The sequence below is a fragment of the Lentzea albidocapillata genome, assembly GCF_000719115.1.
Taxonomy (GTDB): domain Bacteria; phylum Actinomycetota; class Actinomycetes; order Mycobacteriales; family Pseudonocardiaceae; genus Lentzea; species Lentzea albidocapillata.
Map to the genome: position 1 here is coordinate 229,544 of NZ_JOEA01000004.1, position 24,869 is coordinate 254,412.

23 protein-coding genes are annotated in these 24,869 nt (G+C 70.4%); 15 read left to right on the forward strand and 8 right to left on the reverse strand.

Annotation, left to right across the window (positions count from 1 at the left end):
* Positions 1-2: 2 nt before the first annotated feature.
* On the reverse strand, positions 3-1,103 hold the full coding sequence (wecB, locus tag IG04_RS0106790) for a non-hydrolyzing UDP-N-acetylglucosamine 2-epimerase (protein ID WP_030475681.1): 1,101 nt from the start codon (positions 1,101-1,103) through the stop codon (positions 3-5).
* A 124-nt stretch (positions 1,104-1,227) separates the two neighbouring features.
* On the opposite strand from wecB, the gene IG04_RS48565 reads away from it, so the two are divergent.
* Genes IG04_RS48565 through IG04_RS0106840 form a run of 10 tightly spaced genes read left to right on the forward strand, consistent with a single transcriptional unit; the run spans position 1,228 to position 10,974 of the window.
* Complete coding sequence (locus tag IG04_RS48565; protein WP_036014036.1) at positions 1,228-2,055, forward strand: hypothetical protein; 828 nt, start codon at positions 1,228-1,230, stop codon at positions 2,053-2,055.
* Complete coding sequence (locus IG04_RS0106800) at positions 2,052-2,996, forward strand: polysaccharide deacetylase family protein (protein WP_030475683.1); 945 nt, start codon at positions 2,052-2,054, stop codon at positions 2,994-2,996. Before IG04_RS48565 ends, IG04_RS0106800 begins: the two co-directional genes overlap by 4 nt.
* Positions 2,987-4,159: an O-antigen ligase family protein gene (locus IG04_RS0106805; protein ID WP_245816580.1), complete on the forward strand. Its 1,173-nt coding sequence runs from the start codon at positions 2,987-2,989 to the stop codon at positions 4,157-4,159. Before IG04_RS0106800 ends, IG04_RS0106805 begins: the two co-directional genes overlap by 10 nt.
* Positions 4,141-5,175, forward strand: a complete 1,035-nt coding sequence (locus IG04_RS0106810; RefSeq protein ID WP_084401986.1) for a glycosyltransferase — start codon at positions 4,141-4,143, stop codon at positions 5,173-5,175. The genes IG04_RS0106805 and IG04_RS0106810 overlap by 19 nt, the downstream gene beginning before the upstream one ends.
* Positions 5,172-6,026 carry a hypothetical protein gene (locus tag IG04_RS0106815; RefSeq protein WP_030475686.1) on the forward strand — a complete coding sequence of 285 codons (855 nt, stop codon included), beginning with the start codon at positions 5,172-5,174 and terminating at the stop codon, positions 6,024-6,026. Before IG04_RS0106810 ends, IG04_RS0106815 begins: the two co-directional genes overlap by 4 nt.
* Positions 6,023-6,172, forward strand: coding sequence for a hypothetical protein (locus tag IG04_RS46315; RefSeq protein WP_157512873.1), 150 nt, complete (start codon positions 6,023-6,025; stop codon positions 6,170-6,172). The genes IG04_RS0106815 and IG04_RS46315 overlap by 4 nt, the downstream gene beginning before the upstream one ends.
* Positions 6,169-7,419, forward strand: a complete 1,251-nt coding sequence (locus IG04_RS0106825; protein WP_030475687.1) for a glycosyltransferase family 87 protein — start codon at positions 6,169-6,171, stop codon at positions 7,417-7,419. Before IG04_RS46315 ends, IG04_RS0106825 begins: the two co-directional genes overlap by 4 nt.
* Complete coding sequence (locus tag IG04_RS0106830; protein WP_030475688.1) at positions 7,416-8,816, forward strand: oligosaccharide flippase family protein; 1,401 nt, start codon at positions 7,416-7,418, stop codon at positions 8,814-8,816. The genes IG04_RS0106825 and IG04_RS0106830 overlap by 4 nt, the downstream gene beginning before the upstream one ends.
* Positions 8,813-9,880: a glycosyltransferase gene (locus tag IG04_RS0106835; RefSeq protein WP_030475689.1), complete on the forward strand. Its 1,068-nt coding sequence runs from the start codon at positions 8,813-8,815 to the stop codon at positions 9,878-9,880. The genes IG04_RS0106830 and IG04_RS0106835 overlap by 4 nt, the downstream gene beginning before the upstream one ends.
* Positions 9,877-10,974, forward strand: a complete 1,098-nt coding sequence (locus tag IG04_RS0106840; RefSeq protein ID WP_030475690.1) for a glycosyltransferase family 4 protein — start codon at positions 9,877-9,879, stop codon at positions 10,972-10,974. The genes IG04_RS0106835 and IG04_RS0106840 overlap by 4 nt, the downstream gene beginning before the upstream one ends.
* Here the strand turns inward: IG04_RS0106840 and IG04_RS0106845 are convergent.
* Together IG04_RS0106845 and IG04_RS0106850 are read right to left on the reverse strand one after the other, a co-directional pair.
* Positions 10,955-12,124 (reverse strand): putative glycoside hydrolase family 15 protein, encoded by a 1,170-nt coding sequence (locus tag IG04_RS0106845; protein WP_084401987.1) that lies wholly within the window; start codon positions 12,122-12,124, stop codon positions 10,955-10,957. The two genes, IG04_RS0106840 and IG04_RS0106845, sit on opposite strands and share 20 nt — an antisense overlap.
* Positions 12,125-12,171: 47 nt before the next feature.
* Positions 12,172-13,515: a sugar transferase gene (locus IG04_RS0106850; protein ID WP_245816582.1), complete on the reverse strand. Its 1,344-nt coding sequence runs from the start codon at positions 13,513-13,515 to the stop codon at positions 12,172-12,174.
* A gap of 338 nt (positions 13,516-13,853) precedes the next feature.
* Here IG04_RS0106850 and IG04_RS0106855 point away from each other — a divergent pair, with 338 nt between their 5' ends.
* From IG04_RS0106855 to IG04_RS0106875, 5 genes are all read left to right on the forward strand, one after another.
* Positions 13,854-14,678 (forward strand): glycosyltransferase, encoded by an 825-nt coding sequence (locus IG04_RS0106855; protein ID WP_084401988.1) that lies wholly within the window; start codon positions 13,854-13,856, stop codon positions 14,676-14,678.
* Positions 14,678-16,012 carry an NAD(P)/FAD-dependent oxidoreductase gene (locus tag IG04_RS0106860; RefSeq protein WP_036013963.1) on the forward strand — a complete coding sequence of 445 codons (1,335 nt, stop codon included), beginning with the start codon at positions 14,678-14,680 and terminating at the stop codon, positions 16,010-16,012. The genes IG04_RS0106855 and IG04_RS0106860 overlap by 1 nt, the downstream gene beginning before the upstream one ends.
* Positions 15,988-16,944, forward strand: a complete 957-nt coding sequence (locus IG04_RS0106865) for a lysyl oxidase family protein (protein ID WP_030475695.1) — start codon at positions 15,988-15,990, stop codon at positions 16,942-16,944. The genes IG04_RS0106860 and IG04_RS0106865 overlap by 25 nt, the downstream gene beginning before the upstream one ends.
* A 446-nt stretch (positions 16,945-17,390) precedes the next feature.
* Complete coding sequence (locus IG04_RS0106870) at positions 17,391-18,413, forward strand: tryptophan dimethylallyltransferase family protein (RefSeq protein ID WP_051769140.1); 1,023 nt, start codon at positions 17,391-17,393, stop codon at positions 18,411-18,413.
* A 24-nt stretch (positions 18,414-18,437) separates the two neighbouring features.
* Positions 18,438-19,799 carry a tryptophanase gene (locus tag IG04_RS0106875; protein ID WP_030475697.1) on the forward strand — a complete coding sequence of 454 codons (1,362 nt, stop codon included), beginning with the start codon at positions 18,438-18,440 and terminating at the stop codon, positions 19,797-19,799.
* Positions 19,800-19,851: 52 nt separating this feature from the next.
* Here IG04_RS0106875 and IG04_RS0106880 read toward each other — a convergent pair whose 3' ends face one another.
* From IG04_RS0106880 to IG04_RS0106900, 5 genes are all read right to left on the reverse strand, one after another.
* Positions 19,852-20,460, reverse strand: a complete 609-nt coding sequence (locus IG04_RS0106880; protein ID WP_036013965.1) for a GTP-binding protein — start codon at positions 20,458-20,460, stop codon at positions 19,852-19,854.
* Positions 20,441-20,818 (reverse strand): DUF742 domain-containing protein, encoded by a 378-nt coding sequence (locus tag IG04_RS0106885; protein WP_030475699.1) that lies wholly within the window; start codon positions 20,816-20,818, stop codon positions 20,441-20,443. Before IG04_RS0106885 ends, IG04_RS0106880 begins: the two co-directional genes overlap by 20 nt.
* Positions 20,815-21,252 (reverse strand): roadblock/LC7 domain-containing protein, encoded by a 438-nt coding sequence (locus tag IG04_RS0106890; protein ID WP_030475700.1) that lies wholly within the window; start codon positions 21,250-21,252, stop codon positions 20,815-20,817. The genes IG04_RS0106885 and IG04_RS0106890 overlap by 4 nt, the downstream gene beginning before the upstream one ends.
* Before the next feature lie 25 nt (positions 21,253-21,277).
* Positions 21,278-23,734 (reverse strand): sensor histidine kinase, encoded by a 2,457-nt coding sequence (locus tag IG04_RS0106895; RefSeq protein ID WP_245816584.1) that lies wholly within the window; start codon positions 23,732-23,734, stop codon positions 21,278-21,280.
* A 425-nt stretch (positions 23,735-24,159) separates the two neighbouring features.
* Positions 24,160-24,669: a hypothetical protein gene (locus IG04_RS0106900; protein WP_030475702.1), complete on the reverse strand. Its 510-nt coding sequence runs from the start codon at positions 24,667-24,669 to the stop codon at positions 24,160-24,162.
* Positions 24,670-24,869 lie beyond the last annotated feature (200 nt).

Consider the following 24,869-nt stretch of genomic DNA (forward strand, 5'->3'; position numbering starts at 1 on the left):
GACTAGCGGCGCGGTGCCAGCATCGTGCGGACGGCGGAGGCGATGCGCCCGGACGGTGAGCCGGTACCGTACGGCGACGGGATCTCGCGCAGCGCGGCCCGATGCCCCTCCACGTCGTCCAGCCACGCCAGCACCGAGCTGCCCACCAGCGGACCGGGCGGAACGAGCGTGCCGAACGTGCCCTCGATCTCCGGGCGTTCGGTGCTGCGCCGCACGACCACGACGGGCCGCTTCAGCACGCTCACCTCCTCCTGGATGCCACCCGAGTCCGACACGATCACCGCAGCGCCGTGAGCCAGGGCCAGGAACGGCCGGTACGGCTGGGGTTCGATCACCTGGAGGCCGTGCAGCAGCGCTTCCAGGCCGAACGCGGTGATGCGCTGTGCGGTCCGCGGGTGCAGCGGCAGCACGACGGGCAGCGGCAGTCCGCCGAGCTCGCGCAGGATGGTCTCCAGGTTGGCCGCGTCGTCCACGTTCTCCGGGCGGTGGATCGTGGCCAGGACGTAGCTGTCGGGCTTCAGGCCGAGCTCGCCCAGGACCACGTCCTCCTCGTCCGCGGAGGGCAACGCGTGCGCCAGCGCCTCCACGACGGTGTTGCCGGTGACGGCGATGCGGCTCGGCGCGACGCCTTCGCCCAGGAGGTTGCGGCGGTTCAACGGCGTCGGCGCGCAGCAGAGGTCGGAGAGGTGGTCGATGAGCACGCGGTTGTGCTCTTCCGGCATCGCGCGGTCGTAGCTGCGCAGGCCCGCCTCCACGTGCACCAGCGGCACGTCGCAGGCGTTGGCGGCCAACGCTCCCGCGAGTGCGGAGGTCGTGTCGCCCTGCACGATCACGGCGCCCGGCCGGTCTGCGGCCAGTACCTCGTCCACGGCCGAGACGGCGCGGCCGAGCTGGTCGCCCCGGCGCAGGCCTCCCAGCCGCAGTTCGTGGAAGGCGCCCGGTTCCGGCACCTCGCGGCGGATGAGCGAGTACATCGAGCGGTCGTAGTGCTGGCCCGTGTAGATCATGCTGCACGCGCTGCCGAAGTGGTCGACCAGCGGCGCGAGTTTGATCAGTTCGGGCCTGGTGCCGCAGACGATCGTGACGATGTTCGTTTCCCGCACCGCGGCAAGGTACTTCATCGATCTTGACGAATCCGGGCGAATCCCGCACACGTTCACTCGAAAGAGTTGCCTCGGATATCGCTCGAAAGTGTTGCCGCACAAGCGTGTCGTAGTGTCCGCGCTCATGTCCGGTCATCTGGCACTTGCGGTGTCCACTGTGCTCTACGGCCTGGGGATAGTCGCGCAGACCGTCGCCGCGCGGAGGGCCGATGAACGTCCCGGCACCGGCGTGGGGCTGCTCGCCCGCCTCGCCGCGGACCGGTTGTACCTGCTCGGGTTCACCGGGCAGGTCGGCGGGTTCCTGTTCGCGTTCCTGGCTCGCGAGGACCTGCCCCTGTACCTGGTGCAGGCCGGTTCGTCGTGCGCGGTCGGCCTCGCCACCGTGATCGGCGTGCTGCTGCTCGGCTGGCGGATCCGGCGCGTCGAGATCGCGGTGCTGGTGGTGATGGCGTGCGGGCTGCTGTTGCTGACGGGTGCGGCGGCGCCGTCCACGGCCCGTGAGCTCCCGCTGGTGCCCGCGCTGGTGGCGCTGGGGCTGTTGACGCTCGCGGTGCTGCCGCTGGCACGGGTGTTCAAGGCCGCGACGCCGGTGCTCGCCGGTGTCGCGTTCGCCGTAGTCGCGGTGGCCGCGCGCAACGTCGCCGGCAAGCCGCTGCTCGACCTGGTGCTGCACCCGCTGACCTGGGTGATGGTGGTCGCCGCGTTCGTCGGGCAGGCGTGCCTCGCGACGGCGTTGCAACGCGGTTCGGCCACGTCCGCGGTGGCGTCGATGGACGCGACCACCGTCGTGATCGGCTCGGCGGCCGGGCTCGCGGTGATGGGCGACCAGATCGCGGCCGGGCGTGAGTGGTGGGTCGTGCTGGGCGTGCTGCTGGTGGTGTCCGGCGTGCTGGTGCTCGGGTCCGCCGCGTTGCCCGCCCGGGAACTGGTCCCCGCCAGAGGTGAGCGGTGAAGCCCGTCGCCAGTGTGTCGCTGGATCTCGACAACCTGTGGGCATACCTGCGCACGCACGGCGATCCCCGGTGGGAGAGCAGGCCGAGCTTCCTGCCGTCCGCGGTGCCGCGCCTGCTGGACGTCTTCGGCGAGCAGCGGTTGACCACCACGGTCTTCGTGGTCGGCGCGGACGCGGAACGCGACGACGGAGCCGAGGCGGTCGCGGCGATCGTCGCGGCCGGGCACGAGATCGCGAACCACTCGTTCTGGCACCAGCCGTGGCTGCACCGCTTCTCCGACGAGGAGGTTGAGAAGGAGGTCATGCGCGCGGAGGAGGCGATCATGGCCGCCGGGGCGCCACGGCCCGTGGGCTTCCGCGGTCCCGGCTACAGCGTCACGCCCGCGTTGCTCGACGTCCTGCGGCGGCGCGGTTATCGCTACGACGCCAGCGTGCTGCCGACGTGGATCGGGCCGCTGGCTCGCGCGTACCACAACCGCTCGGCGGGGTCGACGGACGGCGGCGAGGACCTGTTCGGCGGGTTCGGCAAGGTGCGCGCCCCGAACACCGCGTATCGCTGGCGGGACAACGGACTGGTCGAGCTCCCGGTGACGACGATGCCGTTGCTGCGGGTGCCGATCCACGGCGCGTACCTGTTGCAGCTGCACCAGATCTCGCCCCGGCTGGCGCGCGGGTACTTCCGCACGGCGTTGCGCTTGTGCCTGGCGCGCAAGGTGTCCCCGTCGTTGCTGCTGCACCCGACCGACGTGCTCTCGGGTGCCGAGGCGCCCGGGATGGAGTTCTTCCCCGGCATGGCCGTGCCGGGCGCGCGGAAGGTCGAGCTGCTGGGCTGGGTGCTGTCGTTGCTGCGCAAGCACTTCGATGTGGTCGGCACGGGCGAGCACGTCGAGCGGATCGCGGGTTCTCCGTTGCGCGAACGGGATCCGGTCGCATGTGGCTGACGGTCCTGCTGCGCGTCTTGGCCTGCGGGACGGTGGCGCTGGCGCCCCTGGAAGGGTATCTGCTGCAGGTGCACGGGCAGTCGGCCAAGGTTCTGCCCGCGCTGCTGATCGGCGTGTGGCTGTTCTCCCTGTACCGGCAACGACGTCTGCCCGCGCCGCACCCGCTGCACCTGGTCGTCGCGCTGCTGGCGGTGGTGCTGCTCACGACCTCCGCGGTGCACGAGGCCGAGCCGTTCACGCTCGAGTACCTGGTGCGGTGGGTGCCGTTCCTGGTGATCACGGTGGTGCTCGCCGACGTGGCCGCGCGGGAGGTGCCGGTCCGCGCGCTGCTCGCGGCGACGGTCGCCGGCGCGGTCGTGGCGGCGGCGGGCGGGCTGCTCAGCGTGGCCGGTGGTTCGTTGCGTGCCACCGGGCCGCTGGAGGATCCCAACGACCTGGCGTTCTTCCTCGTGGCGGCGCTGCCGTTGCTGGTCGCGCTGCCGGCCAGGGGCCGGTCGCGGATCGTGTTGTTGTTGCTGGGCGCGGTGCTGGTGGCCGGTGCAGCGGCGACGTTCTCACGCGGCGGCGGGATCGCGCTGGCCTGCGCGCTGGTGTGGCTGATCGTGCGCCGGGCGCTGCCGGTCCGCGCGGTGGTCGTGACGGCCGCTGTCGCCGGTGTGGCGGCGCTGGTGTTCGCCTCGGCGGCGCAGGCCGAGCTGTCCCGGGCGTTGCAGGAGAAGAGCCACATCGCGGGCACCAACGCCGACACCCGGATGCTGCGCTGGCAGGCGGCCTCGCGGATGCTCGCCGACAACCCGGTGCTCGGTGTCGGGCCCGGCGGATTCCGCCAGGAGTACGCGGCGGCCGGGCACAACGCGGAGATCGACGAGCAGACCCCGGTGGCGCACAACCTGTTCCTCGAAGTGGCCGCCGAACTAGGGGTTCCGGGGTTCGCGCTGCTGATCGCGTTCGTCGCGATCGGCTTCATGGCCAGCGAACGGGCGTTGCGCCGCGTGGCGGACCGGCGTGAGGCCGTGGCCGTGCAGGCGGCGCTGATCGCCGTGCTGATCGCCTCGATCTTCCTGTCCGAGCAGTACTACCTGCCCCTGTGGTCGCTCGTCGCCATCGCGGTCGCGATCGAGCGGCGTTCTCAGAAGGAGTCTCGATGCGCGTTCTCCACGTGATCAGCGAGATGGGCGCGGGTGGCGCCGAGGCGCTCGTGGCCGGGATGGCCCTGGCGGGCGGTGACGTCGGCTGGGAGTCCGCGGTGGCGAGCGGTGGCGGGTTCCGCGTCGACGCGTTGCGTGCCGGCGGTGTCTCCGTTTTCGACGTGCCGGTGGCCCGGCGTTCGCCGCTGGGTGTGGTGCGCGCGGCCTGGGCGGTGCGGGTGGCCGTGCGCCGGTTCCGGCCCGATGTCGTGGTGGCGCACAACGTCTCCGCGTCGCTCGTCGCGCGCATCGCCTCGCCGCGGCGGCCGGTGGTGACGGTGTTCCACGGCGTCGCCGAGGCTGACGTGCCCGGTGCGGTCAAGGTGCTGCGGCGGGTGTCGACCGTCGTGGTGACCGTTGCCGCGGCCGCGTCGGCCCGGCTGCGCGACGCCGGGCTCGGCTCCGTGGTCGTCATCCCGAACGCAGTCTTTCCTTCCGCACCCACGACCGACCGGGCGACCGTGCGAGCCCGGCTCGGCACGCCGCTCGACGTGCCCGTCGCTCTCTGCCCTGCCCGGCTGGAACCGCAGAAGCGGCACGACGTGCTGCTCGACGCGTGGTCCCAGGTGCCCGGCGACTGCGAACTGTGGCTGGCCGGCGACGGCAGCCTGCGTGCGGAACTGGAGGCGCGCGCACCCGGACGGGTCCGGTTCCTCGGCACCCGCACCGACGTGCGCGACCTGCTCGAAGCCGCGGACGTCACCGTGCTCACCAGCGACTGGGAGGGCATGCCGATCGCGCTGCTCGAATCACTGGCGGCGGGCCGGCCCGTCGTCGCGTCCGATGTGGACGGTGTGCGGGAGGTGCTGTCCGGCGGTGGTGGCGTACTGGTCCCCCGCCGCAGCCCCGGGCAGACCGCGAAAGCGTTGCGCGGCCTGCTCTTCTCCCCCGCCGCGCGTTCGGTGGCCGCGTCCCACGACGGCTCGGCCGACGCGCACACCCTGATGAAGTCCTACGACGAACTGCTTCGTACCGTCCTGGAGGGACGATGAAAGCTCGCAGAGCTGTGCTGGAAGGCGTGCTGGCCGCCGTGCTGGTCGGTGCGGCCGTGCTGCTGGCCGTCGCACTGCGCGACGGCGTGACCGAGGGCAGGCTGACCCTGCTCGCCACCCCGTCCGCACCGGACAGCGCCCAGTTCGGCGAGGTCACGTCGCTGGCCGCGCCGGCGGTCGTGCAACTGGTCCGCAGCCCGTCCGTGCTGGACGCGGCCGCCGGCGCGGCGGGCACGACGCCGGACCGCCTGGCCGACGCCATCGCCGTCGAACTGGTCCCCGCGTCCGGCGTGGCCCGCATCTCGGTCCGCGCCGACTCGGCCGCGCACGCCGCCTCGGCCGTCACCGCGGTCGCCCGGGCGGTGATCGAGGCCGACCTGCTGGCGCCCGCCGCCAGGTTCCGTCTCGTGGACCCGCGCCCCGAGACCACGCAGGTGACGCCGGACTGGCGCCTCGCCACGGGTCTCGCCCTGGTGGCCGCGGTGATCGCGGGTGTGGCCGTGGTGGCGGTGCGCCGCCTGCGCGCCAACGTGGTGGGTGCGGCTCTGTCGACCGCGGGCATCAGGCACCCGGTCGTCGTCGCTGCCGACGACGACCCCGACCTGACCGAACGGCTCACGGCGTTGTGCGTGGCGGCGGCCCGCCCGGTGCGGGTGCTGCCGGTGAGCCCGGCGCTGGCAGAACGTGCGGAGGAACTCGCGCGGGCGTTGCCGGACAAGGCTTCCGAGCCGGCGGACGGCACGGCCGTGATCGCCGTCGCGTCGAACGACCGCGCGCGGCGCAACGACCTGGCGACTGCCCTCGCGGTACTGCCGGCCTCGTCGGTGCTGGTGGCGGTGGTGCTGGCGTGACGATCTCCTCCCGCTGGGCCGCCCTCGTACGCCAGGTGGACCTCCGGACCGCACTCACCGTCGCCGGCCTCGCCACCCTCGCCGCACTGGCCGCGGTCACCGCGGTGGCCGCGACCTCGATCGTGGTGGCGGTGATGCCGGAATGATCACCACGACCAGCCGGGCCGGCCTCGCCAAGACGATCGGCCTCGCCCTCGTCGCCCTGACCGGCGCCCTCAGCGCGTTCCGCGCTCTCAAGCCGTCGTGGGAGGTGCCGCTCCCCACCGAGGCGAACCTGCCGGAAGAACGCATGCAGGACTTCCGGGACGCGCTGTACTTCCCGATCCGCGAGTTCCTGGGCGGCGGCAACCCGTACGACCCGGCGGTGATGTTCGAGCACTGGCCGGTGCGCCAGAACTTCAACCTCTACCAGCCCTACCACCTGGTGCTGCACCTGCCGTTCGCGCTGCCGGAGTACCGGGTGGGCGCGGTCGCGTTCGCGCTGGCGTGCCTGGTGCTGCTGGTGGGTCTCGCCGTCATGGCCGCGGGACGGGCGAAGCTGCCCGTGGTCGCGGGCACGATCGTGATCAGCACGCTGCTGGTGACGAGCCAGGTCGGCAAGGCCCAGATGTACGTGGGGCAGGTCAATCCGCTGATCGCGGTCGGCGCGGCCGGGGCGTTGCTGCTGCGCACGAAGAGCCCGGCGTGGGCGTCGGTGGCGCTGGCGCTGGCCTGGCTGAAGCCGCAGTTCGGGCTTCCGCTGGCGTTGCTGCTGTTCGTGCGCGGTGACCGGAAGGTCGCGCTGCTGGGCACGGCGATCGCGGCGGCGGCCAGTCTGCCCGTGGCCGCGCTCCTCGTCATCAGGGGCGGCGGGATCGGCGAGTTCCTCGACGTGATCTCGCGGAACCTGGAGTGGGCCGGCAGCACCGGGTACGGCGCGGTCGACTCCATGACGGCGCAACGGGTCGACCTGCCGGCGGTGTTCTTCCGCACGACCGGGTGGCTGCCGCCTGCGGCGGAACTGCTGGCGCTGTGCGGGGTTCTCGCGGTCACCGCGCTGCTGGCCCGCAGGCTCGACCGCACCGCGAACGGGTCGGAGGCGGCGGATCTGCTGACCTGCCTGGGCATCGTGGTCGCGCTCGTGCACCAGCCTGGCGACGTGCTGATCGCGGTCCCGGCGATGACGGCGCTGGCCGTCGTGTGCTGGCGGCGGCGCAAGGACAGCCACTGGCGGTGGGCCGGCGTGGCCACCCTGCTGCTCGTGGTTCCGTTCGCGCACCTGTACTTCGTGGACACGGCCATCAAGAGCGTTCTGGGAGCGCGGGCCGCCGTCACGCTGGACGGGGTCGCGGTCGTGGCTGCCTGGCTGGTGCTCACGGTGTTCGCGACACGGCACGTCCGGCGCGCCGCATGACAGACGTGGCGGTGCGGGGGTCGCTGTGGCTCTTCGCGGTCAACCTGGTGAGCAAGAGCAGCCAGATCGTGGTGACCCTCGCGCTCGCCCTGTTCCTCACGGAGGCCGACCTCGGCGCGGTGGCGCTGGTCGTGTCGGTCGTCAACATCGGCCAGGTCGTCCAGGCCATGGGCGTCTACGACATCGTCAGTCGCACCGCCCTGGATCCCCTCAGGACCGCGGGGACCGTGCTCACGATGAGCGTCGCGACCGGAGCGGCACTCACGGCGATCATCATCGCCGCCGCGCACCCGATCGCCGCCGCGCTCGGGGCGCCGGAGGCCGCCGGGATGCTGCGGCTCGCGGCACTGACCCTGCCGTTCACCGCGGCGGGCGGGGTGCAGATGGCGTTGATGCACCGCGACCTCGACTTCCGGCGGCGCATGCTCCCCGACGCGGGCGGCATGCTCGTCGGCGCGGCGGTCACGGTCACGCTGGCGGCGAACGGAACCGGGCCCACGGCGTTGGTCCTGGGCCTGCTCTGCACGGCGGTCGCACAACCCGTGCTCGCCGCTGTGGCCGGAGCGCGGATCCGCCCGGTCTGGGACCAGGAAGCCGCGGCGGAAGCGGCGAAGTGGCTGGCGGTCGTGGGACCTGGCGCGTTGATCGCCGTGCTGCTGATCAACGTCGACTACCTCGCGATCGGGCACGTCCTCGGCCCCGAGGCGGTGGGCGGGTACTCACTCGCGTTCCGCATCGCCTGGGTGCCGTACATCATGATCGCGGTCGTGCTGGGCGGGGTGCTGTTCCCGATCTGCGCCGAGCTGGTCCGAAGTGGACGGAGAGACCGGCTGCCCGCCACCCTGCACCGGTTCACCATCGCCACCCTGGTGGTGACCGGCGGCCTGTACGTCGTGGTCGCGCTGTCCGCGCAGGGAATCGTGGTCCTCGGCGAGCAGTGGGCCGGCGCGGCCGGGTTGCTGGTCCTGCTGTGCGGCTACGGACTCGGCCTGAGCCTGCTGCACGTCTGGTACCAGGTGATCAGGGCCGCCGGGCACGCCCGCCAGTACCTCGCCCTCGAAGCCGCCCACCTCGTCCTGCTGCTGACGGCGCTGGTCTTCACCACGCAACGGGGCCCGGCGGCGGTCGCCCTCACCCAGGTGACCGTGGTGTGGCTGCTGGTGCCGGTGACCTGGCTGGTCCTCGCCCGCAACGGCCTCGCGTTCCCCGTGCCGCTGCGCGCCATCGCCGGGGTCGGTGGGGCGGCGGCCGCCTGTCTCGCCATCAGCACCGTCCTGCCGGACAGCACCACCGTCACCGGGCTGATCGCCACCGGCCTGCTGCTGCTCGCCACCTACTGCGCGATCGCCCTGCCGCTGAACCGCACCGTCCTCATCGGACTGAAGGAGCGCGCGTGAAGATCGTCCACGTGACGCAGCCGGTCGAGGCCGGGGTCGCCGTCGTGGTCCTGGACCTGGCCAAGGCCCAGCAACGGCGCGGCTGGGACGTCAGCATCGCCTGCCCGGCCACCGGCTGGCTGCCGGACGAGGCCGCCAGGGCCGGGATCCCGCTGCACCCCTGGCAGGCCACCCGAAGCCCCGGCCCCCGGACCGCGCTGGAACTCCGGGAACTCCGCAGGACCCTCAAAAACCTCCGGCCCGACGTCGTCCACCTGCACAGCTCCAAGGCCGGTCTGGCCAGGCTCGTCCTGCGCGGCCGCATCCCGACGCTCTTCCAGCCGCACCTGTGGTCGTTCCGCGTCGCCACCGGACTGCTCAGCCGGGCCTGCCGGTTCTGGGAGGCCCGAGCGTCCCGCTGGACGACCCTGCTCCTGTGCGTCAGCGACGACGAACTCCAAGCCGGGCGCGCCGCACAGGTGACCGCACGAGCCGAGGTCGTCTGCAACGGCGTCGACACCCAACGCCTGAGCCCGGAACCCAAGCCCCACGACACCCCCACGGCGGTGTGCGTCGGACGGCTGGCCTTCCAGAAGGGCCAGGACCTCCTGCTCGAAGCCTGGCCCCAGGTGCTCGCGAAGGTCCCGGACGCCGAACTCCTGATCGTCGGCGACGGCCCGATGGCCGCACAGCTGCGCGCCACCGAATCCCCGAGCACCCGCTGGCACGGTCACAGCGACTCGGTCGCCGGCTTCTACGCCGAGGCCGACGTGGTGGTCCTGCCCTCCCGTGCCGAAGGCATGGCGCTGGTGCCGCTGGAAGCCATGGCCTGCGGACGCTCCGTCGTCGCGTTCGACGTCGAAGGCGTCGAGCAAAGCCTCGGCGACGCAGGCGAAGTAGTCCCCGCAGGCGACACGAAAGCCCTGGCGCAAGCGATTGCGCTCCGGCTCGCCGACCCGGAACTCGCGGCCGCCGAAGGAAAACGCGGCCGGCTCCGGGCCGAGACCCTGTTCGACCGCGAACGCATGACCGGCCGGATCGCGACGCTCACCGCGAGACTGGTCACCGAGGAAGGACGACGATGACACGGATCGCCTACCTGCTCACCCAGGACAGCGGTGGCCCGGTGGACGTGACGGTGCGCCTGGCCGCCGCGCTGGCCAAGTCGGGCGACGCCGAGGTGCGGGTGTTCGGCCCGCGGCCCCGGCGCGGCGCGGAGCTCATCGACCCGTACTTCGAAGAGACCCTGGTGACGCGCAAGGGGGACGTGGCCGCCGCACGGCAGGCGCGGGCCGCGATCAAGGCCTGGCGCCCGGACGTCGTGCACGCCCAGGACCGCCGGTCCGGACTGGTCAGCGCGGCACTCGCGACGACCGGCACCAAGATCGTGCACACCTACCACGGCGTGCCCGACGAGGTGGCCGAGCCGTGGTTCCGCAACGTCCGCGGCGCCACCCCTCCCCCGGCCTACACCAGGGCGGTGCTGGCCGCCGACGCCGCCGTCGCCCGGGTCGTGCACCGCACCGTGGTCCCGGCCAGGGAGATGGGCCGGTTCCTGCGCGAACGGCTCTACGTGCCGCCGCACCGCATGACCCACATCGACAACTGCGTCGAGGTCGGTGCCGCGAGCCCGCCCGCCGAACCCGTGCGCAAACTGGTGTTCGTCGGGCTTCTGGTGGAACGCAAAGGTCTGCTGGACCTGCTGGACGCGCTGGAGAGCACCATGCCGGAGGACGCGACGCTCACCGTCGTCGGCGACGGTCCGCAAAGGACCCAGGCGGAGGGCCGGGTCACCCGCCGCGGCCTCGCGAGCAGGGTGGAGTTCCTGGGCTTCCGCACCGACGTCCCCGCACTGCTGCTGCAACACGACGCCCTGGTGCTGCCGTCCACAATGGAGCAGCAGCCGCTCGTCGTCGCGGAGGCCATGGCCGCGGGCAAGCCCGTGGTCGCCACGGACACCGGCGGTGTCGCGGACATGCTGGGCATCCCCGGCGACGACTGCCCGAAGCCCGGCGACGTGCCGGCGCTGGCCGCGCGGCTGCGCGCACTGTTCGCCGACCCCGACCCCGCGAGCACCGGACACCGGCTCGCCACGAGGGCACGGGAGCGGTTCACCCCGGAGGTCTGCGCCCGCAGGCACCTGGACCTCTACCGCAAGCTCACCGCTTCGGGCCGTTGACCAGCACCACCGCGTCGGCCGCCGGCAGGTCGAGCTGGGTAGGCACCGGTTCGCCCTTCAGCGTGACGAGGCCCGGCGGCGGCGTCAGCAGCACGGACGTCTTCGTCGGGTTCACGGCCACCCAGCCACCCGAGTAGCGGCGGTTCCACACCCCGCTTGGCAGGCGGTTGGCCGTCTCGACCGCCTCGCCGAGCCGTGCGTCCTGGTACAGCGACCAGTACGGGTTCTTGTAGTCGGGTTGCGCCCTCGTCCAGCAGGTGTGGGGGCTCGCCAGGAGCGCGGCGGAGGCGTACCCGACGCGTTCCTCCTTGTCCGACTTCGTGTGCGTGATCAGCAGCAGCCAGGACTCGCCGAGCGCGGCCTGCGCGCGCTGTTCCTTGAACTGGTTGCCCTGGAACGTGATCAGCTCGCCGGTGCCGTCGTCGCCCCGCAGGCCGAAGTTCTCCTCCATCGCGCCCGCGTACCGGGAGTGCGCCGACCAGCGGCCGGGGGTCAGCTGTGACTCCGACACGTTGGGGATCAGCATCTTCCCGGACTTCTCCAGGGCGTCGCCGGTGAGTTGGAGCATGGCGTCGAGGCCGTCGCGCAGCAGCCGGTCGGACCCGGCGGCGTCGGCGGTGCCCGCGATCACCGCGCTCGAGTAGTACTTGAGTGAGCTGAAGTCGTTGTCCGCCAGCACGCCGTCCCAGCCCTCGCGCAGCACCTCGCCGACGACCGCGTCCGCCCAGGCCTTCTGGTAGGCCGGGTCCCAGACCGTCATCTGCCAGTGCTTCGGGTAGCCGTCCCACTCGATGCGCTGCCCGAGCGTGCTGATCGCGAACCACCCCGGCTGGGTCCGTTCCGCGGCGTGGTACCCGATCCCGGTGGGCAGGTACCTGGCGTCGCGGTCGCCCTCGACGGCGCCGGAGTAGTTGCGCGTACTGGAGAAGTCCTTGTACACGAGCACTTTGACCTTGGGGTTCAGCTCGTGCAGCTTGCGCATGGCCGCCGTCTCCCACGCGTTGAGCACGACGACGTCGTAGCTCTTGGCGGCGGACCTGATCTCCCACTGCGTCGGCGAGTCGCCGATGCCGTACCACCACGCGCAGGGCGCCAGCGGTTTCGGCACCGGCCCGGTGACGGTCGGGTCCGGGTCCGCCGCACTGACCATGCACGCACTCGAAAGAAGCACGAGAGCGACAGGTGCGAATCGACGTATCAGCGATTTCTCCGACAACACAACTCACCCGCTGTCATCAGTAGAATCCTCAGGTCGAGCCACAACGACCAATTCGCGATGTAGTAGTTGTCGTATCGAGACCTGTCGGCAATGGAAGTGTCACCTCGCAGACCGTGCACCTGGGCTAGTCCAGTCAAGCCGGTCGGAACGCGATGGCGTGCCCAATATAGCTCGTGAATGGAAGAAAACTCGCGAACGAAACCGGGACGCTCCGGGCGTGGCCCCACGACGCACATGTCGCCGCGCAGCACGTTCCAGAGCTGGGGCAGTTCGTCGAGCGAGGTACGGCGCAGGAACCGGCCGACCGGACCGACCCTGGAGTCACCGACGACCGACCACTTCACCTGCGAGTCGTCCTCGCCGGACTGCCGGACGCTGCGGATCTTGTAGAGGGTGAACGTGCGGTCGTCCATGCCGACGCGGACCTGCCGGAAGAACAGCGGCCGGCCGCTCTCGACCAGCACCGCGAGCGCGCACAGGCCGATCAGCGGCGACAGCACGACCAGGGCGACCGCCGCCAGCAGCAGGTCGGCCGCGCGCTTGATCCACCAGGTGGGCCTGCTGGTCGGCGCGGTGCCGAGGCGCATCAGCGGGTAGCTGCGCAGCCGTTCGATGCCGGGGCCGTCGGGGTGCAGTTCGTACATGCGGGGCACGACGAGCGTCGAGCAGCCGAGCCGGTGCGCGGTGATCGCCGCGTCCACCAGCGGCGAGTCGCGGGTGTGCGAGAACGCGAGCACGACGGTGCCCGCCTTGAGCCGCACGATCGCGTCGGCCAGGTCGCCGTCGACGACCTCGAGCATCGGCGGCTGCCGGTCCGGGTCGGGGCCGGAGTCGGCGAACGCGACGGGCCGCAGACCGAACTGGGGGTGCTCCAGCATGGTCCTCGCGAGGTTCACGCCGACCTCGCCCGCGCCGACGATGATCGTGCGGTCGCAGCGGTCGAACCTGCGCCGGCACCACCGGCCGAACGCGAACACGCACCACCGCACCGGCTCGATGACCAGCGCGAACACGATCATCGCCCACTGCGCGGCGGCGAGGCCGGCCGCGTCGGAACCGCTGATCAGGCCGATGCCGGACAGCAGCGCGAAGGCCAGTGCCGTGCTCGCCGCGGACCGGGGCAGATCCTGCAGCCACGACAGCCACAGCCGCCGCCGGTAGAGCCGCCAGGCTCCCCTGATCGTGACCACCGCGGCCAGGACCGCGCTGCTCCAGCCCCAGCCGAGACCGCGCTGCACGCACACCACGGCGAGCGTCATGGTGTCGGCGAGGACGAGCAGCACCGCGACCGCGTTCACCCGGCTGAGCAGGTCCCTGCCCACCGACGACGGCTTGAGGGGGCGCTGCGGCAGGCGTCCGGGATCAGCCTCGCGCGCGTGAAGTGGTCCAGCTGGAACGGCAACCGCCGAGAATCGCCTCATTGAAAGATCATCCGATCGAAGGAGTTATGGCCGCAGGAGCGCACGAAAGAGTGAATGAACTCTGAGAAATCATCTCTTCGGGTATCAACATCCCTCTTCAGTGTCCCGCGCGAACGCAATTAGTGAGGTTTCGACGTTGTTCCTGCCCTGAACTCACCCAGGGCCGCACTCAAAGCTTTAGCACGCCGTGTCAATAATTCACGCCACCAACCACGAGCCACCGAAGAGGGGGCGCCAGAGTGAGAGTCGACGAACACGGCATCCGGCATGCGGCCGGTGAACCGGTCGCGATCGTGCAGAAGCCGATCCGCACGTGTGGCGACGTGCACGTCGTCCTGCCCGCCTACAACGAGGCCGTGGCGCTGCCGTCACTGCTGGCGCGGATCGCCCGTACCGACCTCGCCGACCGGATCACGGTGTGGGTGGTCGACGACGGCTCGTCGGACGGCACCGGCGACAGCGTGACCGGCGTGCACGGGCTCGACGTCCGCCTGGTGACCCACCCGGTCAACCTCGGGCTCGGCCAGGCCGTCCAGTCCGGACTGCGAGCGGCGCTCGCGGAAGCCGCTCCCGAGCACGTGCTGATCGTCATGGACGCCGACGACACGCACGACCCCGGCGTGTTCCCCGCGATGCTGGCCGAGATCAAGGCCGGCGCGGACGTCGTGATCTGCTCCCGTTTCGTCGAGGGCGGCGACGACTCGACCGCGCCGCAGTGGCGCCGGTTGCTCTCGCGTGGCGCCCGCGTCGTGTTCGGCAAGGTGCTGCACTTCGACGGGGTCCGCGACTTCACCAGCGGCTTCCGCGCCTACCGGGTCAGCCTGCTGCGCCGGGCGACCGCGCACTGGGGCGAGCGCCTGGTCGAGGAACGCGGTTTCGCCTGCATGGTCGAGCTCCTGCTCAAGCTCCGGCACTGCGGGCCGATCGTCAGCGAGATCCCGCTGCATCTGCGCTACGACCGCAAGCCCGGCGCCAGCAAGCTCCGGCTCGGCCGCACGCTGCGGCAGTACCTGCTCCTGCTCACGCGTGACCGCCTCGCGCCCGTGCCGTTCCGGAAGCTCTGATGCCCCAGCGCGTCGTCGTGATCGGCGGCGGCATCTGCGGCCTCGCCACCGCGCACCGTCTCGCCCGCGAGGGCATGGCCGTGACGCTGCTGGAGGCGAGCGACCAGCTCGGCGGCCTCGGCACGTTCTTCACCTCGCGGGGCCGGTCGGTGGAACGCTTCTACCACTGCGTGATGCCGACCGACACGGCGTTGCTGGCGTTGCTGGACGAGGTCGGCCTGCGCGAGAGCGTCGGCTGGAACCCCACCTCGATGGGCATGATCGTCGAGGGCGAGCACCGCTCGTTCAACTCCGCGCTGGACCTGCTGCGGTTCCGGCCGCTGAGCCTCGTGAACCGGATCCGCTTCGGCGTGGTCTCGTTGCTGCTGCGCCGGCTGGGCAAGGGCAAGGACCTCGACGGGATGCGCACCGAGGACTGGCTGCGCGGCCTGTACGGCGACAGGATCTGGGAGCTGCTGCTCGCGCCGCTGTTCGGCGCGAAGTTCGGCGCCGCGTTCGGTGACGTGCCCGCGCTGTACGTGTGGCAGCGCCTGGGCCGCGAGAGCAACGAGTCGGTGCGCGGCTATCCGGCCGGTGGCTACGAGAGCGTGATCGACGCGCTGAGGGCGTCCATCGAGGCGCACGGCGGCGAGGTCCGCACCTCGGCACCGGTCGGGCGGCTCGAAGCCGGCGAGGACCGGGTGCTCGTCACGCTGTCCGGCGGCGAGACGATCGAGGCGGACCACGCGGTCTCCACGGTCCCGCTGCCGGCGTTGCGGGCCATCGCGGACCCCGATCTCGTGCCGCTGCTGCCCGACGTCCAGCTGCCGTACCAGGGCGTCGTCAACACGTTGTTCTTCCTGCGCAAGCCGTTGTCCGGGCACTACTGGGCACCGGTGATCCGCTCGGGCACGGACTTCGACGGCGTGATCGAGATGACGCCACTGACGGGTTCCGAGCGGTACGGCGACCGGCACCTCGTGTACGTCATGCACTACACCGATCGCGAGTCAGCGCTGTACCGCGAGGATTCCGAGAGCATCGCCCAACGGTGGACCGAGCAGCTGCTGAGCCTCCATAAAGGACTCACGCCGGACGACGTCGACGAGGTGCGCGTGTTCAAGGCGCCGTTCGTCGAACCGGTGTACCCGCTCGGGTATCTCACGAAGCGCCCGGCCGTCGAGGTGCCCGGCACGCGGCTGCTGCTCGCCACCACGGCCCACGTCTACCCCGACGTCACGAGCTGGAACTCCAGTGTCGAGCTCTCCGGCTCGGTGACGAACACGCTCCTGCGCGCCGCCAGGAGTTCCTCGCCCCAGGAGAACGCCGCATGGTCAGCAGATTCGGCGCGGTGATCGCAGCTCTGGCGATCACCGCGGTCAACCTCGTCTCCTCGCAGCACGTCCAGGCCGATCCCGCGCCGCTGCTGCCCGACCTCCGCCAGGCGCCCATCGGCTGCCCCGGCGGCCACGACGGCTCCCCGTTGCTGTGCCGCGCCTGGGACGTGTGCCTCGTGGAGGACGCCTCGGCGCCGCGCGGCAAGTGCATGTCCCGCGGCGGCAGCGCACAGGCCGTGCGGCTGAGGTTCACCACCTCGATCGACAACGTGGGCGACGGCCCGTTGCTGCTGCACGCGCACCGCGACAGCACCGCCACACCGACGATGAACGTGCGTCAGGCCATTCAGTCCGGTGTGGACGGTTCGATCGCCGGGTCGTACAACGAGGCGCGCCGCGAGACCAAGTCCAGCGCCTACTACGAGCCCGCTCCCACGCACACGCACTGGCACCTGCTCAACTTCGAGTACTTCCAGCTGCGCGCGCCCGACGGCAGCGTGGTCGAGACGGACCGCAAGAACGGTTTCTGCATCGGCGACCGCTACACGGTGTCCGACCGCCTCCCGCGCCGGCCCGCCGATCCGGAGAGCCCGGAGGGCAAGCTCGCGCAGCGACTGGACGGTCACATGTGCGAACACCACAACCCGTCCGCTTTGGACGTCATGTTCGGCATCTCGGTCGGTTCCGGCGACGACTACAAGCACGAGGTCGACTTCCAGTGGCTCGACCTGACCCACGTGAAGTCCGGTGTGTACGACGTCGTGAACGTCGTGAACTCCGACCGTGCATTGCTGGAGAAGAACTACGACAACAACGCGTCGTCGATCGCGATCTCCGTGCAGTGGCCCGGCGGCGCGGTGAACCCGCCCGGCACGATCGACGAGGCGCCGTCGGTACGAATGATCCGCAGTTGTCCCGGCAAAGCGAAGTGCGCGAAGCCGAGGGGCTGAACAGTTTCCGAACCAGCCCCAAACGGGGGTGTCCGCGCCGCGGACACCCCCGTTTGTTCTGTACCGGGACAAACGGGCGCGATGCGGACGCTTTACCACGTGGGCCACTAATCGCACAAACCTTACTCTGCGACACCATCAGCCGCCGCGCATAGCACACTCGTACGTGCAGACGCAATTACCCGCGAGAACAGTCGAAACGGTCAAGTCAATAGACCGAGTGGTGCAATCTTCATCACAGCGCAGAGTGTCGCACGCAACCCCCTTGGCTCTTGACCTGGGCATGTGGCGGGTTGAGACAATTCACTTCGCGATTCCACCCCGTCAGGATTGCGACCCGACCTGATTCCCCGGCCGATCAGGAGTGCCCCATCTTGAGCGCGCCAGCCGTCTCGTTGCACGATTTCGCCATTGGCCAGTTACGCAACCTCCTGCGCGCCGTCGGTTTGGCGGACTCCGCTAATACGGCGACAAAACTGCTGGGTGAGGCATTAGGCCCCGGCTGCCGGCTGCCCCTCTCCGCAGTTCCCCATTGGCCCTCATTCGTCGCCGACGACCACTCTCCCGTCGAATTCTCGGTGGCTTTGGCCCAAAACGAACGGCCCGCCGTTCGCATGATCGTCGAGTCGCTCGCCGAGCAGCCCGGCAGGCAGGCCAACCTGGCCGCCGCGCTCGGCGTCCTGGACCGCCTCGCGGACCGGCACGACCTGCGGCTCGGGCAGTTCGACCGGGTGCGCGACCTGTTCCTGCCGGACGACCCGCAGGGCGCGTTCGCGTTCTGGTACTCGCTGATCATCCAGCCGTCGGGCACGCCGGGCGTCAAGGTCTACCTCAACCCCGAGGCGCGCGGCCGGGACAGCGCGACCGGCCTGGTCGCGGAGGCACTCGCCCGGCTCGGCCTGGACTCGGCGTTCCCCGTCGTCGCCGAGCACGGGCTGCGGCGCGAGGGGCTGGACCGGTTCTCCTTCTTCGCCCTCGACCTCACCGACGAGAACCGGGCACGGGTGAAGACCTACGTGTCGCACGACGGCGCGATGGCCGCGGACGTGGTGCGGGCCGCGGCGGCGACCCCGGACGTCGATCCGGCGCTCCTGGCGGACGTCTGCGAGCTCGCCCGCGGCGGCGACGGGGCGTTCACCCGGCGCCCGCTGATGTCGAGCTACACGTTCCTGTCCGGCGACACCGACCGGCCCAGCGGCTACTCCCTCTACATCCCGGTGCGGGACTACGTGCAGGACGACCTGGAGGCCTGCGCACGCGTGCTGGCGATCATGGCGCGGTGCGGGCTCGACACCACGCCGTTCGTCATGGCGCTCGCGAGCCTCGTCCAGCGGCCGCTCGGCGACGGCGTGGGGCTGATCGCCCACGTGTCCCTGCGGCTGGGCCGGCCGAAGCCCGGCGTCTCGGTCTACCTGTCCTCCGAGGCCTACGACGTCACGCCACCCCGCACCACCGCACTATCCGTTTAACGCTGCACCAGGAAGGCCACCGCCGTGGAGCCGTACCGCATCAAGGTCGTCGAGCCCATTCCCATCACCACCCGTGAGTACCGGGAACGCCGCTACGCCGAAGCCGGGTACAACCAGTTCAACCTCACGGCGGAAGACGTCACGATCGACCTGCTGAGCGACTCCGGCACCGGCGCGTTGTCCGCGGAACAACAGGCCGCCGGCATGCGCGGCGACGAGACGTACGCGGGATCGCGGTCCTGGTTCCGGTTCCGCGAGGTGACCGAGGAACTGACCGGGTACCGCCACATCCTGCCCGTGCACCAGGGCCGGGCCGCTGAACGGATCCTGTTCAGCGCCTTGCTGAAGCCGGGACAGCTCTCGGTCAGCAACACGCACTTCGACACCACCCGCGCGAACGTCGAACTGGCCGGCGGTGTGGTGCGGGACCTCCCCTCGCCGGCCTTCGCGGACCTCGACAGCGACGAGCCGTTCAAGGGCAACATCGACCTCGTCGCGCTCGAGGAGGTGCTGGAGGGGCCCGAGGACGTCGGCCTGGTGCTGATGACGATCACCAACAACGGCGGCGGCGGGCAGCCGGTGTCGATGGCGAACCTCAAGGCCGTGCGGAAGTTGTGCCGCAGGCACGGCGTCCCGTTCATCCTCGACGCGGCCCGGTTCGCCGAGAACGCGTGGCTCGTGACGCAGCGGGAGGAGAAGTACCGCGGCCACAGTCCGCGCGAGATCGCGAAGAAGGCGTTCCGGCTCGCCGACGGCTGCGTGCTGAGCCTGAAGAAGGACGGCATCGTCCACATCGGAGGGATGCTCGGGCTGCAGGACACCGAGCTGGCCAAGCGGTGCGAACTCCTGCTGATCGCCACCGAGGGGTTCAGCACGTACGGCGGGCTGTCCGGCCGCGACCTCGACATGTGCGCGCAGGGCCTCATCGAGGTCACCGACCCGCTGTACCTGCGCGAGCGCGCCGAGGCCACCGCGTACCTCGCCGACTGCGCGCGTGAGGCCGGTGTGGACAGTGTGCGGCCGGCGGGTGTGCACGCGGTCTACCTCAACGCGGGCAGGCTGCTGCCGCACATCCCGCCGAGCAGGTTCACCGGCCACGCGCTCGCGTCCGAGCTCTACCTCGCGGGCGGAATCCGTTGTGCCGAGGTGGGTTCGCTCTACCTCGGCGACATCGACCCGTCCGGCGACCTGATCACGCCCGCGCCGTTCGAACTGGTGCGGCTCGCGATCCCGCGCCGCGTCTACACCCGCAGTCACCTGGAGTACGTGGCGGAGACGCTGGCGGGCATCGCCAAGGATCCCGAGCGGGTGCCCGGCTACCGGCTCACCGAGGTGCCGCCGATCCTGCGGCCGTTCCGGTGCAGGCTGGAGCAGGTAAGGCCATAGCACGAACTGAAGCCCTTGGCGCACGGCACCAAGGGCTTCAGGAACAGCTGTGTCAGGCCATCACGTCGAGCCGGTTCATCGCGTGCTCGATCACGCGGACCAGCACCGCCTTGCACGACTCGCGGTCGCGGGCGTCGCACAGCACCAGCGGCACCGTGTCGGCGACGTCGAGCGCCACGCGCATCTCCTCCGCCGTGTAGGAGTGGCTGCCCTGGAAGCAGTTCACCGCCACGACGAACGGGATGCCCCTGCGCTCGAAGAAGTCGATCGCGCCGAAGCCGGCGTCGAGCCTGCGGGTGTCGACCAGGACGACGGCGCCGATCGAGCCGATCGAGAGCTCGTCCCACAGGAACCAGAAGCGGTCCTGGCCCGGTGTGCCGAACAGGTAGAGGACCAGTTCGGGGTTGATCGTGATGCGGCCGAAGTCCAGCGCGACCGTCGTGGTGGTCTTGCCCTCGACGCCGTAGAGGTCGTCGATCTCCTCGCCGGCCTCGGTGAGCAGTTCCTCGGTCCGCAGCGGGGTGATCTCGCTGACCGCGCCGACCATCGTGGTCTTGCCGACGCCGAAGCCACCGGCGACGACGATCTTGACCGACGAGGGGACCAGGACCTCTTCCCCGCCCTGCCCGGAACCGGGCCGATCAGATTGCACGGACACCATCGAGCACCTTCTGGAGTAGGTTCAGGTCGACCGGGGCCACCGTGGTGGCCGGGCCGCTGGTGATGACGTCACCGCGCTGGATGAGGTCGCTCAGGAGCACCTTCACCACGACGAGCGGCGCGTGCAGGTAGGCGGCCACCTCCGCGACGGACAGCGGTTTCCGGCAGAGTTTGATGATCTCCAGGTGCTCTACCGACAACGTGCCCTGCTCCGTCGTCGTGCGCAGCGCCCGGACCTGGGTCGTCAGGGTCAGGTCCTCGCCGGCGGGCTTGGGCCTGGTGCGGCCGCTCACCATCGCGTACGGGCGGACCATGGGGCCCGCCGCCTCGTCGTACCACCAGTCGGAGGAGTTGCTCATGACAGTCCGAGGGGGTTGGGCATCCTCGGCGACGCCAGTGTTCTCGGCGCCGACGAGAGGTACGCGCCGACACGCTTCACGAGCATGTTCATCTCGTAGGCGATCATGCCCATGTCCGCGTCCTCGTCACCCACCACCGCGAGACAGGCGCCCTGTCCCGCCGCGGTGACGAACAGGTGCGCGCGTTCCATCTCCACGATGGTCTGGCGGACCTGTCCCCCTCCGAAGTGCCGTCCGGTGCCGCGAGCGAGGCTCTGGAACGCGGACGCCATCGCCGAGAGGTGGTCGGAGTCGTCCTTGGACAGCTCGGGAGAGTGGGCGAGCAGCAGGCCGTCCGCGGAGAGCACCACCGCGTGCCGGGCACCGACCACTCTCGCGACGAGGTCCTCCAGCAGCCAGTTGAGCTCGGGGTGCCCGCCGGTCAGGTCGTCCACGGAAATTGCCCTTTCAGTTTCGTGATCACGGTTCCACGACGTCGTCGGCCTGGCGGGCGTTGCGCGTGCCCTGCTGGAAGGCGGACATTCCGTCGCGGGTGCGTTCCGCCCGTTCCTCGGGATCGAACTCGGCGAGTTCGGGCATCGGCCGGGGTTCGTCGTTGGCCAGCTGCGGTACGAGGTGCTGCTGGCGCCTGCGGCGGGGCAGCTCCGGCCGGGTGTTCTGACGCGTCGTCGCCTCACCTTCCGCCGGGTCGCCGGCCGGCCAGACCCCGGTCAGGCGGTCTTCCCGGGGCAGCTCGATGTGTCCACTGCTGCTGTCCAGGTCCCTGTCCAGGTCCCTGTCCGGGCCTGGGGTCAGGTCGTTTCCCACTGCCCTCCCGGCCCAGAACTCGTCCAGCTGGAAGGTCTCGGTGGACCTCTCGCCCAGCCTGGGGTCGCGCACCAGGTCGCCCTGCATCGGGACCGAGGCCTCCAGGGCCTCCGGTGACCGCGAGGCCTGCTGCAGCGCCTGCTGGCGGAACGTCGGCTTGGGCATCTGCTGCGAGTCCGCCGGGTCGGCCGCGCCCACCTCGCCGACGATCAGCTCGGACGGGATCAGGACCAGCGCGATGGTGCCGCCGGACGGGCAGTCGCGCAGCTCGACATGGATGTGGCGGCGCGCGGCCAGCCGGGCGACGACGAACAGGCCCAGGCGGGACTCGCCGCGCAGCCTCATCGCCTCGAAGTCCGGCGGCGCGGTCAGCATCTTGTTGTGCAGCTCGCGGTCCTCGGGCTTGATGCCGAGGCCGTGGTCCTCGATCTCGATGACGAGACCCTGCGGCACCTCGCTGCTGTGGATCTCGACCTGCGAGCGCGGCGAGGAGAACGACGTCGCGTTGTCGACGAGCTCGGCGATCAGGTGGATGGTGTCCGCGACGGCGGCGCCGACCAGCGCGACCTCGGGCACCGGGTGCACCTTCACGCGGGCGTACTGCTCGGTCTCCGCGACGGCGGCGCGCACGACGTCGAGCATGCGCACGGGCTTGCGCCACTGCCGGCCCGGCTGCTCGCCGGTGAGGATGATCAGGTTCTCGGCGTTGCGGCGCGCGCGGGTGGCGAGGTGGTCGAGCTGGAAGAACGCGTCGAGGTGGTCGGGGTTCTCCTCCTCGCGCTCCAGCTTGTCGAGGATCTTGAGCTGGCGGTGCACCAGGCCCTGGTTGCGGCGCGCGATGTCGAGGAAGACCCGGTTCACGCCTTCACGGGTCTGGCTCTCCTTCACGGCCGCGGCGACGGCGGTGTACTGCGCGGCGTTGAACGCGTCGGCCACCTGCCCGATCTCGTCGTTGCCGTAGTCGAGCGCGGGCACCTCGGCGGCGACGTCGACGTGCTTGCCCTCGCGCAGCCGCTCGACGATGTCCGGCAGGCGTTCGTGCGCGAGCTTCAGGGAGTCGCTCTTCAGGCTGATCAGGCGGACGATCAACGCCTTGTTGACCAGCCGGTTGGAGACGCGCACCGCGACGAAGATGCCGGCGATGACCGCGATCAGGGCGATGAGGCTGCCGATCAGGACGGTGGTGAACTTCTCCTTGCCGTTCGCCATGGCGATGTTGACCGCGCCGGTGGACTGCTCCTGCACCAGCGTGGTGAGTTCCTGCGACACCGCGCGGGTGGCGTTCTCGTAGTCCGTCAGGGTGACCTGCTGCCCGACGGGCCGTTCCGCGTTCTGCAGCAGGCGGTTCTCCAGGGTCACCAGCTGCTGGTACGACGCGCTGCCGGTGAGCTGCTTGAAGTGCTCGCGCACGTTCGGCAGCGCGGTGGGCTCGATGACGTTGAGCGTGAAGTGGTAAGCGCCGACGAGGCTGACGAACTCGCGGTGCTCCTCGGGCGTGAACCTGCCCGTGACGATCGCGCCCGCGGCGACCGAGCTGGACCGCGACATGGCGTCGGAGGCCTGGAAGTACTGCAGCGCACCGAGTGCGCCCTGCACGGTCTCGGCGTCGGGCACGATGCGGGCCTGGGTGCCGAACAGCGAGCCACCGGCGTCGAGCACGCTGTTGTAGTAGCGGTAGACCTCGTCCTTGGACGTGGCACCGGACTCCAGGCGCTCACGCTGTTCCGGCAGCTGGTCGAGCAGCCCGTTGAGCTTGTTGATGCCGTCGACGATCTCCTGCGGTGCCTGGGAAGCGAGCTCCGCGAACGCCGACTTCATCTGCTCGACGTCCTTGTCGGTGTCCTGCTGCTGCTTGAGCAACGCCGACGTGCTCAAGCCGGCCCGGCTCAGGCTCGTCATGGACAACTCGCGTTCCTTCTGCAGCGACGCGAACGACTGGACCGCGGGGATCGACGCGTCCCGCGCGCCGGAGGCGACCAGCTGGAGGTAGAGCCCCTCGAACACCGTGTAGGACGAGAACAACGCCCACATGGCCAGAAGGACGACGCTGGGAACCACCACGACGCCAGTGAGCCGGGAACGAATTGTCTTGTAATTCGTCTCAGGCACGTTCTTCAGCTTCACAACGCTCCACGACCACCCGAATTGGCGACGGAAAGATAACACCACATGATCAACATGACCAACAGCGATGATCTTGAGGGGGTGAGAGCAGAGTACTCAGTCGGATGCGCAACGCAACACCCCCGTTCCGAGGTTCGGTTTCAGCCGATGTGGTGAACGAACATGCTCTCGCGGGCAGGCCGGCCTTCGTGACCGAGCGGGCGAAAGGATGCCGAGCTGGGCTTTTGCCAACTGAACTGTGGAAACGCGGCGCTATTGACCGCGAACTTGACAGCGGCGCACGGCGTCTTCTACACAGAACGGAGCGCAACCCGGTCGTCGCTATCTGTCACCAGCTCTTATTCGGGAATTCGCATGACGATCACCGCGACCGGGCCTGATCAGCACAGGTCATTCCTTGATCGCGACCATCATGAGGAGCGTCCAGGGAACGTGCGCCACCGTAGTGGCCTCGGCCACAGCCGCGCGGCCGACATGGGCGGCCCAGCCGCGGTGCCGGCGACCGAGTTCACGAGGGCCATCAGCGCGTAGAGCCCGGCCAACTCCATCAGCAAGGTAAGGATCCGCAGGTTTTCTGCCTGATTTCTGCCCGCACGCGCCTGCGCCCAATCCGGCAAAGCGCGCGACTCTCCGATACCCGGCCGCTCGATTCCGGCGCGGGGGTCAAAAAGCTTTCGTCCGGTTCGAGCACTCGACGGCAGGTCATGACCGTCGGTCATCCGGCCGCGTGGCAACAACAGCAGGCGGCGCCTGGCCTGCACATCCGTGATCAGGAGGGCGCGCCCGTCCAGTCCCTGTTCACTCCTCGGTTCCTCTTCTCCCCGTTTGTCTGTGGCGGCAGGACTGAGCCCCCAGCCCCGGCCTGCCGCCACACCCCCCAGAAACCGGACGACGTCTTGCGTGCCGTCCGGAACCAGCATGTCCCGCAACGGCTCCGCGGGGCAGGGGTCTCCCGTCTCCCGATCACGAAGGCGACGGGAGACGCCTGGGATTCGGCCGGGCGGCGGATCAGACTCGGAGGCGGCCAGGTGTCCGACGACGCCGGCGCTCCGGGGGACTGGGCCTGCGACCAGCGGCTCAGTAGTCTGCAACGGTCGATTCACCGGCCGCCGGGAGCGGC